This is a genomic window from Franconibacter sp. IITDAS19, from assembly GCF_023079515.1.
GTDB lineage: Bacteria > Pseudomonadota > Gammaproteobacteria > Enterobacterales > Enterobacteriaceae > Franconibacter > Franconibacter pulveris.
Map to the genome: position 1 here is coordinate 142,153 of NZ_JALJCP010000008.1, position 13,914 is coordinate 156,066.

Here is a 13,914-nt window from a genome sequence, read left to right on the forward strand (position 1 = left end):
CTGATGCTGATGGGTAAAAACACATTTAGCCAGTAAGGAGTATTCTTACGACTGTCTGCTGTGAGCGAAGAGCTGACTTTGTAAAAGAACGAACGCTGCTTCAAGAGATAAAAACAACTTGTTTACGCAACATACTGCGAAACGACCATAGCTTTGCTAGCTTCAGATATCTTGCTGAGTTCCTCAGCCACCTTAAGTAAACCGGCGTTGTGTATGATGACAGGATTGTTAGTATGAAAGAGGAGAGTTACCTTGTGTTTTGTATAAAACTTCGACACCCATACCAAAACCGCTAACTATCAATCTTTCAAGGCTATGTGTCAGATCAAGTTACGACTATTACGAATAATAGACAGATATCATTCTGTTCTGCCTATTATTCTTTCACAATTATTTAGTGTAATTCCGATAGGATTATGGTAACAAACTCTTTACATGTTGAAGCTTTATAATCAAGCTTACGGCTGTCCTGTCTCATCACCGCGATGAGAAGACAAGCGGTAAAACACCAAAAATGCGATGAGTCTGAAAGATTGTATCCCCCTATCATTGTTTGAATCCTCATTGCTATAGATGGGTACTCTTCACTACCCCATTTATCGGTATCTGGTGTTAATGCATGTATAGTAAAGGCGGCAAGAGCTATCCCCATTGCTCGTTTTTGCATGACCTCTTCATAAGTATGTCCAGCATTTTTAGCATAGTCTCCGGCCCCCTTAGTTATATATTCACGAGCCCAAGTGTCACAGGCTAACTCTTCTTCATTCTTCTCTTGGAGATTTTCATGTTTTTTTTCTTCAGCTCGTGCTTGGACATGATTATATTCATGAAGTATTGAAAAAGACAATGCTAATGCTACTAGATCAAAAACAGTTTGCTCTTGAGCATTATTCAAACTATCTCGCGTTTCTGTTGGATAAGGAATATCTTGAGGCCATGTAATATCAGATGTATTGGCAACGCTTAGCAAAGACTTTGTAGTATGGAAATGCTGTTTATAATTTAGTTCATATTGGCCACGTTCTTCATCAGATTCTAAAGCCGACTCTAACGTCATACCTTCTAAGCATGCTTTTACTAGGGCTGGAGAATATGTCTCAATCGTTAACCATGAACTAAACCCAAATAACCAAAAGAAATCGATAGTTTTAGAGTCGAACTCGATGCGCCTACTAGTTGCATTCATTGTTGATCCATGGGCATCCTTTGCAAGCTCGACCGTGTGTTTATAGCTTTTCCAGGTCTGACAGAGCTCATCAGCATTCTCGGGGACAGCCCCTCTTAGGAGGTTTAAAACTATAGTTTCTAGTGATGGCATAAAACCGAATCCTTATTCTATTTGTTATAAAGCAACGATGTTGTGTTAATGCTCTATTTTAGATGTTCATATAATTCTTAACACATCTATTATTTGATAATAAAAAGCATAAAGTGCTATTTTAAACCACTAGAAAAAATGAATATAAAATGTTCCTTTGCCCGCTCCAGCCACAAGCGATAGGCATGAAGTCTTCAGTGTACGAATAGTAAGCATTTCCATTACACTTGGAAAGGCTATTTACAAGTCTCAACTAAACATCATAATTTATACCATTAGTAATCTCATATACCTATGATAAACTAGGTTTCAGATTTAAAATTATCATCTTAACTTGAAGCTAGGTTGCTAAATAGGGAGGAGATAGCACCTCTAAAATTAAATCCTATGCTCCTATATTCCTTTTTTATAATCCCTAGATAAAAAATCAAATAGGACTTTACGTTTATAAAGCAACGTAGCCCTTACATTTTCAAGATCTGACTCTTTAATGTCACTTTTGCCATCATAATAATTTCTCCGCATTGCTTTTAAATAATCACCGTAGTCTCTTAAAGCAACTGATGTATCAGTTAAACCTAAAAGCAAAAGCTTCGACTCTGCAACAGTCAAACTTTTAAAATTGTCAAATAAATCTAATTTTGTTTTCTTTAACTCTTCTTGCCTTTCTTTAGTAAGATCCAGTCCCTTCTGTTCATTATTTCTAACCCATTCAATTATCAAAGCCCAATAGCGTAAGGATATATGTGTCATATCCTCAACCTGAGTGCTTACAGATTCTAATGAATCATAATAGCGACGACTTTTATCTTTATCAAATTCATGTTTGTGATTCATTTTTGAAATAATAAATGTACCTGCCAGCGTTATTATACCACCAAATCCAATCTTCACAGCCGTATCAACAACTTCCACCCAGGTTGTCATCAAAAACTACCTCTTGATGTTATTAAACACTCGACCACACAAATGCATTGAAAACTAATTATTTTTTTCTCGAAACCACATTTTTTATATTATGTCTTCTACTAGAACCAAAATCAATCATTAGTGAAAGTGAAATAATAGCGACATTGGCTTAAAGCTACTGAGTGTTGATCAGCCGTTTATGGACACACGTCCGCTTCTGGCTGTGAGTCCATTGAATTATCACTAGAAACTAAAACCCCGCGTTTGCGGGGCTTCTTTTTAGTCACTGCCAGTGAATTTGTTGCTGGCCGGATGATGTCGGGTGCGGTGCCGCTGGTACTACTATCCCCGGCGATACAATAAAGCGCTCGACCGTTTCGGTGGTCACAAACGTCGCGCTGCAGTTGATGTTTGTACACTGGTGATACCGCTCTTTGGTCGTGTCAGTAAAATAGCGACTTGTGCGGGCATGAGCGGCGAAATGGCATTTTGGACAGTGAAACATGGCGAGCACCTCATTTATTTTCCGATGCGCTAATTTTACTCAATTTATCATTATATAACAAACACTTAAAAATAAATCACTGCGTTAATTCTTCGCTTTCGTACTCCACATCCGAAACCTTAACCTCAAGCTCTAAGCCCGTCGTGTAGCCGCTCCCGTTGAGGTTATGCACCACCCGGCTGATTATCCACGCCTGCTCGTCTATAACGCGCTTAAAGCCTTTCACCGCGATGGGCGTTTCAGGAAATAAATCTGCCCGGCCAATCGCCAGCGAGATTGAAAACTCCGCAACGCCTCGCTGCAGCTTGTCCCACTTAGCCTGAGCGGCGCGCATGGCCTGCGCCTTTGTCGCGTAGATGGTCGTCAGTTCCAGCACGTTGTCAGCCTCACCGGCCATATATTCACCCTCGCGCGCTTCCTGCTCTTTTTTAGCTTTGGTCTTTGCCGGGGCTTTGGTTGCTTTCGGGTGCTGCAGCGCTGCATGGTCGATGCGATGGAAGAATGGGAGGACTTCGAGCCGTTCGCCGACCGACCGTTTAACTGGCGACCGGTCTGGATTGGCTATGACCCGTCACACACCGGCGACAGCGCCGGGTGCGCGGTGCTGGCTCCGCCGGTGGTTGCCGGTGGCAAGTTCCGCATCCTTGAGCGTCACCAGTGGAAAGGTATGGACTTTGCCGCGCAGGCCGAGGCCATCCGGGCGCTGACCGAAAAATACACCGTCGACTATATCGGCATCGATGCGACCGGCATCGGCCAGGGTGTTTACCAGCTCGTGCGCTCATTCTTCCCGGCGGCGCGCGCCATCCGCTACACGCCGGAAATGAAAACCGCAATGGTGCTGAAAGCAAAAGACACCATTCGCCGCGGGTGTCTGGAATACGACGCAGGGGCAACCGACATCACGCAGTCATTTATGGCTATCCGCAAAACCATGACCAGCAGCGGCCGCAGCGCGACCTATGAAGCCAGCCGCAGCGAGGAAGCCAGCCACGCGGATATCGCGTGGGCGACCATGCACGCCCTGTTAAACGAGCCGCTTTCCGCCGGTAGCGGTATGCAATCAAGTTCAATTCTGGATATTAACTAAGATGAAAAAACGCCAAAACAAACAGCCAAAACAGACCAGCATGACCGCCAGCGCGCCTCAGAAAATGGAGGCGTTCACCTTTGGTGAGCCGTCACCCGTTCTGGATCGCCGCGACATCCTCGACTATGTCGAGTGTATCAATAACGGCAAATGGTACGAGCCGCCGGTCAACTTCTCGGGACTGGCAAAAAGCCTGCGCGCAGCCGTACACCACAGCTCCCCGATTTACGTCAAGCGCAACATTCTGACCAGCACCTTTATCCCGCACCCGTTGCTGTCCCGTCAGGACTTCAGCCGCCTTGTGCTTGATTATCTGGTCTTTGCAAACGGCTATCTCGAAAAGCGCATGAGCGTGACCGGCCAGCTCTTTAAACTGGAAACCTCCCCGGCCAAATACACCCGCCGCGGTGTCGAGGATGGCGTTTACTGGTACGTGTCGGACTATACGCACCCGCACCAGTTCACCCCCGGTTCGGTGTTTCACCTGCTTGAGCCCGATATCAATCAGGAGCTCTACGGGATGCCGGAATACCTGAGCGCGCTCAATTCCGCCTGGCTGAATGAATCCGCCACGTTGTTTCGTCGCAAGTATTACCAGAACGGCGCGCACGCGGGTTACATCATGTACGTGACCGACGCGGCGCAGAGCAGCACCGACGTTGAGGCGCTGCGCTCCGCCATGCGTGACTCGAAAGGACTCGGTAATTTCAAAAACCTGTTTTTCTACGCCCCGAACGGGAAGCCGGATGGCATTAAGATCGTGCCGTTGAGTGAAGTCGCCACGAAGGATGATTTTTTTAACATCAAGAAGGTGAGCGCCGCTGACCTGCTCGATGCGCACCGCGTACCGTTCCAGCTCATGGGCGGCAAGCCTGAGAATATCGGCTCGATGGGCGACATCGAGAAGGTGGCGCGGGTGTTTGTGCGTAACGAGCTGACGCCGCTGCAGGAGCGGTTTAAAGAGATAAACGACTGGCTCGGGATGGAGGTGATCCGCTTTAAGGATTACAACATCGATACCGAATAACCCCGCCTAAAATGCCGCCTGCGGGCGGCACATCCTCAGAGCAAGCCAGACGCCGCACACGCGACGCAAGCGCCCCGACATGACCTTGACGACTTCACATCACAGCGCGCCACCACGACGCGCACAGACGCGTAAAATAAATCCTGTCACCACGTCTGGCGCGCAGTGCTATCCCCGCCTCGCCTGCCCGCTTGATGGAGCGGTTTTGATGCAGCAGCATGATCACGCTTGGCCCCCACCAGCTATGGAAGCACTCTTGCAGATAAGGCATACCGAGCGCATGCAAAATCATGCATGATATGCATGCATTCCCGAAAACTGAAGCGTCACGGTAAAATGTAATAAAATAACCGGACGCAAGGTACCGGTTTAAATTTAAACTTTTAAGGATTTTGATTATAGTGCATCACGGATCCACGATTCATAATAGCGTCTAATTTTATATAGATAAGAATCGACATCAGAAATTGTCAAACCACTAGGGTTTATCACACTCGCTGCAATCAAATCTGTTGCCACCGTTCGGTCATTCATATGTGATGATGGCGTACCAGTTGGGACGACTAAAAAAGCATCTCTTTTGATAAATCGATATGTATCTTTAAACTCATCACGATTTACCGCGTACGTTTCTCCTTCAATTCTGACATACTGGTTCCTAACATCGTCTGGATCGAGGTAATGTCCACGCCATTCTATTGCGTAATCTACCTTAGAAGTTATATTGCCTCGAGTTTTATACTTAGAAAGATCATTTATATCAGAATATTCAAATTGTGGCATGCCGTGAGTTAAAACTATAAAGAAATTTTTATACGGATAGTTCCTGTCATTATAGGCATAAATTTCATCAATAGTAATTTGATGTGGAAAAACGCCGTACATGACGTTGTAGAGACGACCGCTTTTAAGAATTGCCCCATGATAATTAAGATCACCACCAGTAGAATCTATCATCCAAAGATGATCTTTTCTTTCTTCATCCATGATAAGAGCATCAACATTCGATAAGAACTGGCTTATATCATTTTCGGTTGAAATTTTAGCCAATCTATTTATATGAGGTATGCTGCGGACTATAGCATCATCTAGGTCATGTAAAAAAAGCCAACGTTCTGAATCTCTTTTCGACTGCTCACGCATTTTTTCTTGATTTTTAAATGATTCGGATTCAGTGTCAAAGAATATTTTAATGTCCTCCATGCTTGAAAATCGATCACTAGGGTTATGCATTATACATTTATTAATAACTTTATCCAGAATAGTTAAGAACTCTGACTCATTACGAAATAGTAAAGGTGCTCGACCGGGTCCTTTGCTAACATCTCCTGTACCAAAGTACTGCAGCAATTGTCCGAAAGAGTAAATATCACTAGATTTTGTTACTTCATAAGTATTTGACGATTGCTCAGGTGCCGAGAATTTGAAGTTTGCCAACCTTTCGCCATCTTGTGTTCTTGAAAACCGCGCATAGACATCATCGTCAAATTTGGATATGCCGAAATCACCAATAACATATGTATCATTAATCTCATCAACAAACACATTCTCTGGCTTAAGGTCTCTATGAATGATCTCATGATGATGAATGAACCTAATCCCATTATAAAGGGCCGTAAAAAATTTACGCATTGAGTCATAGTACGTTTCAGCTGACTCTTGATTTGCATAATCTTTTTTCACACTCCTTGCATAACGCTTCATAATAATGACATAATAATCATTCTCAGCAACTTTAATTTTGTCTAGGTGATAATATTTGACTACGTTTTTATGAGTAGGCATTTGTGCAACGCAAAAATACTCATCTTTGAATCTTGTTATTTTACTATCTTCACTTTCTTGCTTTAAAAACTTAATCGCAAATTCGTGCTTTAAATGAGAATAGAGAAAAACATTACTATTCCCACCTTCACCAATTACCCCTTTGTAATCAAAACGGCCAACATTGGTATCTATAAAACCAACTGCTTTTAGTTGCTTCGGCAAACTTTGTGTAGTCATTGAAAAAACCCATCAATTATTAGAAATATGATAAATAGAGAACAGTCTCAAATTAAATATACAACACAAAATATCCATGAGCAAACAAAGAGTTATAGAAAAATACGCAAGAAACAAGTTAGCATGGTAATCACTAAAAATCATTTTAATCACTAATGGTGATCATGCGAACTCAAATTATGAGCCTCTACATCATCTTAAAAAGAAACTATTAGTTTTCAATTGCTTTTTCAAGGTTATGCTTCTTGAGGGCATTAGAGATATAACTAATTAGTAATCATTAAAATTCTATGAGTCGCCTTCAAAGAGTTTTTCTTAGACTCCATAGATCTTCCGGCCTTTGTTACCCATATTGCTAAAATATATTATCTTTTAACTCAACTCTGACCCTTTTCATAACTCCTGTATCACTCAAACAAATAATGTTATCAATCGGATTTAGCATCATATCTGCACACTCAAAGGATGTAGGCTCCATGACTTGAGCCGTGTTTTCAGTAAGCTTTCCACAGTTATTGACAGGACTCCGAGGCGCGGCAATGCCGCTTTTTAAAGTCAAAGGCTCAACGGCCAAAAGCTTTGGAACAATGCGCCATTCGGCTGTCCGAGTAAGACGTACCAGCTCAGAGCCCAAGTGCGGGGCGTAGATGCCCACAACTCTCTCTATATCCTCTTCATAGGCGTTGACCTCATCAGTCACGTTACGAGCCACACGGACGGTCTGGCTATCGCGTGGAACATTCGCCCCACCCTGCGCTGCGATATACCGGTCAAATTCACCTTTATCAGCTGCAGCTCTGGCTGCCTCGACACGCTCATCGAATTCATCAGCAATACTTACCCCGCGAGGCAGTTTGCGCAGTTCGCGGTATGCGCCCATCGTCGGCAGACCAATTGATTTGAATTGCGGGATACGCCATGTTGATGCCCATGCGGTTACAGCTGCTGCGGTATCGGTTAGAGGTTTGCCGGTGTCGTGATCGACCTGACCATCGAGCGCGTAACCATCGATATTCTTCGCGATGTATTTTGCAATGTAACCGGCTGCGCCACCTTGATTGAGGTGCTTAGCTTCAAAGCGCTGTGCTTCAGCGCCTTTTTCATCGCCATCTTCTTTTAAGGCATAACGGCGCATGATTTCGGTGACCTGTTTGCGTTGCTCTGGTTTGCAAAAAAGCATCATATGCCAGTGCGGAGTCCCGTCATGATGCGGCTCAACAACACGCATCCCGTAGACCTGCAGACCGTTATCCTTAAAAGCTGTACGCATCAGGCTCCAGATACGGCACAAATACCGCTGTCCATCCTTGGGCGTAAAGGCAGTGTCATTCCATCCGTGGTTAAGCTGCACCGTCTTTTTGTCGCCCTTTCCAACCTGACGTGTCGGGTGATACTTCGACGGCGTGGTGATAGTGATAAACATCCCGACGTCACCCTGACCGGCCGCATAGCGTTCAATTCCTGCGATAGTATTCATCAGTTCCATACGACGGATTTCGGGGTTTGAAATACTTCCCATGACTTTGCTGATGAGATCGATGCGCTCACCGGTGACTTTGTTTTCCAAGTCACACGACTTCAAGTATTCGAAGTTAGCCTGACGGCGGGAATGTACATCACGGATCGCCGTTTTGCTGGCGTATGGGGAGCGGTCTTTATTCACCTCACCGGCGGCAATCAGCAAAGCCTCGTGCCAGCGCATACGCTGCGCCTTAAACTGGTTAATCCACCATTCATCGTTAATCAGACGAGAGATGGCGGAAAATGCCTGGCGGATCGTGATTTGCCCTTTGCGGTATTTCTTCCAGAACATTGGGGTAATGTTGAATGCACGAGCTGCACCGGCAACGTGACCATATAAGTGCGCCTGCGCTTCATCGGTGAAAAGGGTTTCTTTACCGCCATGAGCATCTGCCCATGCGTCGCTAAGTTCCTCATAAGCAACATAGAGCTGCGAAGCAATACGAGCAGCAAATTTTTTGAGCGCTTTGTCACTCATACCCGCTAATCGTGAATAGCTTTCGCGCTCGCTCAGAAAGAGAAGCGATGCAGTCTCGTTCATTCCATTTAACTGATTAACCCGCTCAAGACGCGGCCCCACCCTTTGCTCAACGGTATTCTTGAGGAAATAGAAACCATGAAGTGGGCTTTTTGTACGACGGATGAAGTCATACCGCGAGTTAAACAACGTTTTTAAGACATATGGCAGGCGATTAACTTTAACTAAAACGCCTTGCACCTGACGGAATTCGCCACGTGTAAGGGGTCTTTCACGGCCAATTGCAGGACGTGGAGCATTCCATGGGTAAGCACCGACGAATGAATCACTAGTGCCCTTCAAAAATGGTGGTGGTGGCGAGGGGGCAACACGCCCCCGAGGTTCGTTGGACATATTATTTAAAAGCGTCCAGACATTGCTTCCCCATTCGTTCAATCCGAGCTTCCAGAGCTGAGAAGCCAGTAAGATCGCTGGTCAAAAGATCATGCAATACCAAGCCTGAGATAAGCTTAGGGATAGTTGGGTAGTAACCCACAACGTCCAACCATTCCTTACCTTCATTCTTCCCGGATGTAGCGGTCTTTTTTTCCTGCAATATGAAGTGATAGCGGTCACTGGTGATGACGTACTGGTTATTAATCTCGATGCGTATGCACATTTTTGCTTCCTGTTAAAAGTGGTTAGCCAGCCCTACCAAAAATTGAGTTGTGTAACTTTTCAGACTCCTGACCTAATAACTCGATAATCTCGGTACGATTAAGTTCTGACTTACTGATGTGCGCGATAAGCCCGTCAAACTGAGAAGAGAAACGGGTCGCCGTATCGCGCTGTGCCTCACTTACTGCCTGCGCCAGATGTGCCGAATACATCCCCCGCTGCGCTGTATTTTGTTCTTGCATTTGCCTATCTCCGGGCAAAAGGAGTCCCCACGCTGTAAGGCGCGTAATTAGTCGAATCCAGATTAATTAATGTAAATACTGCTCAGGTTTTACCGAGGTTAAAATAGTTGGTGCGTATTCAAAAAGGCTGAACAGCTCTCGCAGAGCGCGGAAAAGTTTGTCACGCCAGTAACAGTCCTCTTCATTCAAACGCCAGTGCGGCATCATAAATTCCTGCTCTGTCAGTCCGGCATGAAGAAACAATGAACGCCTTTGGCTGACGGTCAGGCGGCTGATGAAAGTTGCTTTTGACGCGCCAAGTTGACGATACCGGGTGAATGCATTTCTCAATTCATCAAGTGCACAAACAAGACGCTCACGATCGGCTTCAGCCATTTCCTCTAAGCGCATCACAGAGTGACGCTGTTTTAATTGAGCGTGGAAACAAACCGTTAGACGCTCCCGCTCCATCATCTGATTGTAAAAATCACAGGTATCCTGCCAGCGAGGCTGAGCCAGATACTTGCAGACCAGACCGCGAAGTGCTGTTGGTTGTTTCTGGATCACATCAAGTGTCATTACCGTCATAACCACAGTCCTCTTTTTTTGACCAAACGACGAAGCTTCTCGATAACACCCTTCTTACGGGTTCGGATGATGATGCCCTTGCGTCCGCGACCGTGAGTGATAGTGAAGTTAATCGGATTAGGGCTTTCTCTTCGAAGCAACTGTGCAATGCAACGAGGTTCATTCTTCATACTGGCCCCCCTAATCCGAGCCACATCAGCCAACCATCGCGAATCTCTTTAGGACGGCTGTCATACGCCATCTTCATTCCTTTGTTCCATGCTGGCAGGTAGACCCAATATTCCCCTGCGCGCCCACTCGTTGACTGCGGATCAGTCATCTCGACTACAGGCAGCTTGCCCTTCTCAATCATGCCTTTAACGGCTGCAGGTGTTTTACCAATAAGGCGCGCGAATTCCTGGTATGGAACGGCGTCGCTCACACTATCAATGACCCTATTCATTTGTGAGTATTCCTCGTTAGTGTTTTAATTGCTCCTAATGGCTATTAATTGCCATATTGGAGCCATTGTTTTGCGATAACGAATCAAAGATTACTCCGTTATCGTTTTTCTATCAATAGTGGAGTGTTAATTACGATGATGCCCGTAAATGAAAAGCTAGCGATCATGCGTGAGTCTGAACGTATGAATAGGAAAGAATTCAGTGACTTAACCGGTGTTCCATACAGTTCTCTTTCGAGTTACGAGAAGGGTGTAAAAGATATGGGCATACAGGCGGTGATGAAGATTTTGAATCATCCTCAGTTCAAAAAATATACGATGTGGTTCATGACAGAGACAATATCACCTGAAGCTGGGCAGATTGCACCGGCTCTCGCGCACTTTGGGCAGCAGACAACAACGTCACCCCACTCAGACCAGAAAACTGGCTAACCATTTACAGCGCTTTTTTGTGCAGTAAATGCACAGTGAGTTTTTGCTATTTAAATCAGGAAATTGAAGTACGCAGTAACATCATCGGGAGGCTTTATGTCTGTTAAAAAGCTCGATGATGGTCGATATGAAGTGGACATTAGACCGGCTGGGCGTAAAGGAAAACGCATCCGTCGGAAGTTCGATAAGAAAAGCGAGGCGATGGCTTTTGAAAAGCATACTCAATATAACCATCACTCAAAGGAATGGCTTTCAAAACCCACGGACAAACGCCAACTGTCAGAACTGAAAGAGTTATGGTGGAAGCTGAAAGGTAAACACGAGGAACACGGTCAATCGTATCTCAGGAAAATTGAGCGTTTCGAAACGATGACCGGTAACCCATGCGCTTTCCAGATCACCAAGAGCCTGATAACGCAATATTGTGCTCAACGCCGGGCTGAAGGTATTAAGCCAACTACCATCAACCGCGACCTGATTACATTAGGTGGAATGTTTACTACCCTGATTGAGTCAGAAATGTATAACGGCGAGCATCCGTTTAGGGGGTTCAAAAAACTGAAAGAGCAGACTGCCGAAACGGGCTATCTCACTCTTGAGGAAATTGACACCTTACTGGCAGCGCTATCAGGAGATAATCGTAAAATTGCCGTCTTGTGTCTGAGTACCGGGGCAAGATGGGGTGAGGCTGCAAGGCTGAAAGCGGAGAACGTGATTCATAACCGGGCGTCTTTCGTTAAGACGAAAACCAACACACCGCGCACGGTCCCGATCTCTGATGACGTTGCGGCTTACGTAGTCGGCAAAGCACGAGGCTTTCTGTTTCCTGATGCCAGTTATGCTGAATTCAGGCGAATCCTCAAAGAAGTTAAGCCCGACTTACCGGCGGGGCAAGCAACACATGCACTAAGACACTCTTTCGCCACGCACTTTATGATTAACGGGGGCAATATCATCACACTGCAGAGGATCTTAGGTCATACGAAAATTGCGCAGACAATGGTCTATGCGCACTTCGCTCCTCAGTACCTGCAGGACGCGATTTCGCTTAACCCGCTGAAGGGTGCTAATGGTGGTAAGAGTGTCCACAATGTGTCCACACCCTAGCCGCTTTTTATGGCTTTTGGCTGCTAGTAGTAAAATGTGAAGCCTTGTCTGGCGCGGCTTTCCAGCTACGCCAGACATTAAAAAGGCTCCCGACGGGAGCCTTTTTCTTTTCGCCTGAATTACGCGATATCTTCGTTGTATTGCGGAACCGGGTTGCGGAAGCTGCGGGTTACGCAGGCCAGGTAAACCACACCGATGCCCGCCCAGATAAGACCCAGCACCATGGAGCTTTCTTCCAGGTTCAGCCACAGCGCGCCTACCGTCAACGCGCCGCAGATCGGCAGAATCAGGTAAGTGAAGTGATCTTTCAGCGTTTTGTTGCGCTTCTCGCGGATCCAGAACTGAGAAATCACCGACAGGTTGACGAAGGTAAACGCCACCAGTGCACCGAAGTTAATCAGCGCCGTCGCCATCACCAGGTCGAAGTTAATCGCCATCAGCGCGATAGCGCCTACCAGCACCACGTTCAGCGCTGGGGTACGCCATTTCGGATGAACGTAGCCGAAGAAGCGGTTCGGGAATACGCCATCACGGCCCATAACGTACATCAGGCGCGCAACGCCTGCATGCGCCGCCATACCGGAAGCCAGCACGGTAATGGTGGAGAAAATCAGCGCCCCGACCTGGAACGCTTTGCCGGCCACGTAGAGCATGATTTCCGGCTGCGACGCGTCTGGATCTTTAAAACGCGAGATATCCGGGAAATAGAGCTGGATAAAGTAAGTCGCTAAAATAAAGATAAGCCCGCCAATCAGCGCCGTCAGGAAGATAGCGCGCGGAATAACGCGGCCTGCGTCTTTCGTCTCTTCAGACAGGTTGCTGATGCCGTCAAAACCGGTGAAGGAGAAGCACAGAATCGTCGCCCCGGTAATCATCGGTATCACGTGCGCGTTTTCAGACCAGAACGGACGGGAGCTCACCAGCGTACCCGCGCCTTCGCCATGAGAAACGCCGTAAATCACCATGCCCAGAATAACGGCGATAAGCGCCACCTGCAGCACCACGATAATGGTGTTGAAGTTCGCCACGCCTTTCAGGGTGCGCATGTTGAAAACGGTCATGAAGGCGACCAGCACTATCACGAAGATCCATGATGGAATGCCAGGCACCAGCGCTTCAAAATAGATTTTCGCCAGCAGAATGTTGATCATCGGCGCGAACAGGTAGTCAAGCAGCGAAGACCAGCCCACCATGAAGCCCACGGTCGGGTTAATCGCTTTCTGGGCGTAAGTGTAGGCAGAACCCGCAGACGGGTAACGACGCACCAGTTTGCCGTAGCTCAGCGCGGTGAACAGAATCGCTACCAGTGCGAAGGCGTAGGCGGTCGGCACGTGACCATCCGTCAGACCAGAAACAATACCAAACGTATCGAACAGCGTCATCGGCTGCATATAGGCCAGGCCCATCATTACAACCGGAATTAACGTAAGCGTTTTACGTAATTCCACGCGAGGGGTGTTAACGTTATTGACGTTATGCGACATGGTGATTTCCCCCTACGGCGAAAGCCAGCGCAAAAGCAAGGAATTGCCCCATCTTATATTCTTCCTCAGCGACACGACTGTCGATTTTTAGTAAGTATCTATCCGGTACGAAGCCCGGCCTCTTGAATTTA

The 13,914-nt window shown here is 46.4% G+C and carries 14 protein-coding genes and 2 pseudogenes; 4 read left to right on the plus strand and 12 right to left on the minus strand.

The window, feature by feature from the left end; translation table 11 throughout:
• Positions 1-394 precede the first annotated feature (394 nt).
• The 4 genes and pseudogenes from MT962_RS17865 to MT962_RS17880 form a co-directional block, all read right to left on the minus strand.
• Positions 395-1,318 carry a phage exclusion protein Lit family protein gene (locus tag MT962_RS17865; protein ID WP_247366153.1) on the minus strand — a complete coding sequence of 308 codons (924 nt, stop codon included), beginning with the start codon at positions 1,316-1,318 and terminating at the stop codon, positions 395-397.
• 393 nt (positions 1,319-1,711) lie between these two features.
• Positions 1,712-2,245, minus strand: a complete 534-nt coding sequence (locus MT962_RS17870) for a hypothetical protein (protein WP_247366154.1) — start codon at positions 2,243-2,245, stop codon at positions 1,712-1,714.
• A gap of 265 nt (positions 2,246-2,510) precedes the next feature.
• Positions 2,511-2,732 (minus strand): DNA-binding transcriptional regulator, encoded by a 222-nt coding sequence (locus MT962_RS17875; protein ID WP_071965096.1) that lies wholly within the window; start codon positions 2,730-2,732, stop codon positions 2,511-2,513.
• A gap of 76 nt (positions 2,733-2,808) precedes the next feature.
• Positions 2,809-3,210 (minus strand): annotated as a pseudogene (locus MT962_RS17880) (phage late control D family protein); the annotation flags it as partial.
• Here MT962_RS17880 and MT962_RS17885 point away from each other — a divergent pair.
• A pseudogene (locus MT962_RS17885) lies at positions 3,202-3,822 on the plus strand (oxidoreductase); the annotation flags it as partial. The pseudogenes MT962_RS17880 and MT962_RS17885 overlap by 9 nt on opposite strands.
• A gap of 1 nt (position 3,823) precedes the next feature.
• Entirely contained in the window at positions 3,824-4,849 is a 1,026-nt protein-coding gene (locus tag MT962_RS17890; RefSeq protein WP_247366155.1) for a phage portal protein, read from the plus strand.
• A 94-nt stretch (positions 4,850-4,943) separates the two neighbouring features.
• Here the strand turns inward: MT962_RS17890 and MT962_RS17895 are convergent, their stop codons facing one another.
• From MT962_RS17895 to MT962_RS17925, 7 genes are all read right to left on the minus strand, one after another.
• Positions 4,944-5,120 (minus strand): hypothetical protein, encoded by a 177-nt coding sequence (locus MT962_RS17895; protein ID WP_247366156.1) that lies wholly within the window; start codon positions 5,118-5,120, stop codon positions 4,944-4,946.
• 125 nt (positions 5,121-5,245) lie between these two features.
• Entirely contained in the window at positions 5,246-6,853 is a 1,608-nt protein-coding gene (locus MT962_RS17900; protein ID WP_247366157.1) for a protein kinase family protein, read from the minus strand.
• A gap of 355 nt (positions 6,854-7,208) precedes the next feature.
• A complete protein-coding gene (locus MT962_RS17905; protein WP_247366253.1) occupies positions 7,209-9,245 on the minus strand; it encodes a replication endonuclease in 2,037 nt (678 codons plus the stop codon).
• Position 9,246: 1 nt separating this feature from the next.
• Positions 9,247-9,510, minus strand: a complete 264-nt coding sequence (locus tag MT962_RS17910; protein ID WP_247366158.1) for a DUF5405 family protein — start codon at positions 9,508-9,510, stop codon at positions 9,247-9,249.
• Between the two features lie 22 nt (positions 9,511-9,532).
• Entirely contained in the window at positions 9,533-9,751 is a 219-nt protein-coding gene (locus tag MT962_RS17915) for a DUF2732 family protein (protein ID WP_159125402.1), read from the minus strand.
• A gap of 66 nt (positions 9,752-9,817) precedes the next feature.
• Positions 9,818-10,318, minus strand: a complete 501-nt coding sequence (locus MT962_RS17920) for a hypothetical protein (protein WP_000217660.1) — start codon at positions 10,316-10,318, stop codon at positions 9,818-9,820.
• Positions 10,319-10,484: 166 nt separating this feature from the next.
• Positions 10,485-10,760, minus strand: coding sequence for a regulatory phage cox family protein (locus MT962_RS17925; RefSeq protein ID WP_045352347.1), 276 nt, complete (start codon positions 10,758-10,760; stop codon positions 10,485-10,487).
• 135 nt (positions 10,761-10,895) lie between these two features.
• Here MT962_RS17925 and MT962_RS17930 point away from each other — a divergent pair, with 135 nt between their 5' ends.
• The gene (locus tag MT962_RS17930; protein WP_247366159.1) at positions 10,896-11,192 is read left to right on the plus strand and encodes a helix-turn-helix transcriptional regulator; all 297 of its coding nucleotides are present in this window, start codon (positions 10,896-10,898) and stop codon (positions 11,190-11,192) included.
• 96 nt (positions 11,193-11,288) lie between these two features.
• Positions 11,289-12,299, plus strand: coding sequence for a tyrosine-type recombinase/integrase (locus tag MT962_RS17935; protein WP_247366160.1), 1,011 nt, complete (start codon positions 11,289-11,291; stop codon positions 12,297-12,299).
• A gap of 119 nt (positions 12,300-12,418) precedes the next feature.
• On the opposite strand, the gene MT962_RS17940 is transcribed toward MT962_RS17935, so the two are convergent.
• Positions 12,419-13,783 (minus strand): APC family permease, encoded by a 1,365-nt coding sequence (locus MT962_RS17940; RefSeq protein ID WP_024558929.1) that lies wholly within the window; start codon positions 13,781-13,783, stop codon positions 12,419-12,421.
• Positions 13,784-13,914: the final 131 nt, after the last annotated feature.

What these genes read in the sequence shown, in the direction of transcription:
- MT962_RS17865 (WP_247366153.1), bottom strand. Translation starts at nt 1,318, where the DNA reads ATGCCATCACTAGAAACTATAGTTTTAAACCTCCTAAGAGGGGCTGTC.
- MT962_RS17870 (WP_247366154.1), bottom strand. Translation starts at nt 2,245, where the DNA reads ATGACAACCTGGGTGGAAGTTGTTGATACGGCTGTGAAGATTGGATTT.
- MT962_RS17875 (WP_071965096.1), bottom strand. Translation starts at nt 2,732, where the DNA reads ATGTTTCACTGTCCAAAATGCCATTTCGCCGCTCATGCCCGCACAAGT.
- MT962_RS17890 (WP_247366155.1), top strand. Translation starts at nt 3,824, where the DNA reads ATGAAAAAACGCCAAAACAAACAGCCAAAACAGACCAGCATGACCGCC.
- MT962_RS17895 (WP_247366156.1), bottom strand. Translation starts at nt 5,120, where the DNA reads ATGCCTTATCTGCAAGAGTGCTTCCATAGCTGGTGGGGGCCAAGCGTG.
- MT962_RS17900 (WP_247366157.1), bottom strand. Translation starts at nt 6,853, where the DNA reads ATGACTACACAAAGTTTGCCGAAGCAACTAAAAGCAGTTGGTTTTATA.
- MT962_RS17905 (WP_247366253.1), bottom strand. Translation starts at nt 9,245, where the DNA reads ATGTCCAACGAACCTCGGGGGCGTGTTGCCCCCTCGCCACCACCACCA.
- MT962_RS17910 (WP_247366158.1), bottom strand. Translation starts at nt 9,510, where the DNA reads ATGTGCATACGCATCGAGATTAATAACCAGTACGTCATCACCAGTGAC.
- MT962_RS17915 (WP_159125402.1), bottom strand. Translation starts at nt 9,751, where the DNA reads ATGCAAGAACAAAATACAGCGCAGCGGGGGATGTATTCGGCACATCTG.
- MT962_RS17920 (WP_000217660.1), bottom strand. Translation starts at nt 10,318, where the DNA reads ATGACGGTAATGACACTTGATGTGATCCAGAAACAACCAACAGCACTT.
- MT962_RS17925 (WP_045352347.1), bottom strand. Translation starts at nt 10,760, where the DNA reads ATGAATAGGGTCATTGATAGTGTGAGCGACGCCGTTCCATACCAGGAA.
- MT962_RS17930 (WP_247366159.1), top strand. Translation starts at nt 10,896, where the DNA reads ATGATGCCCGTAAATGAAAAGCTAGCGATCATGCGTGAGTCTGAACGT.
- MT962_RS17935 (WP_247366160.1), top strand. Translation starts at nt 11,289, where the DNA reads ATGTCTGTTAAAAAGCTCGATGATGGTCGATATGAAGTGGACATTAGA.
- MT962_RS17940 (WP_024558929.1), bottom strand. Translation starts at nt 13,783, where the DNA reads ATGTCGCATAACGTCAATAACGTTAACACCCCTCGCGTGGAATTACGT.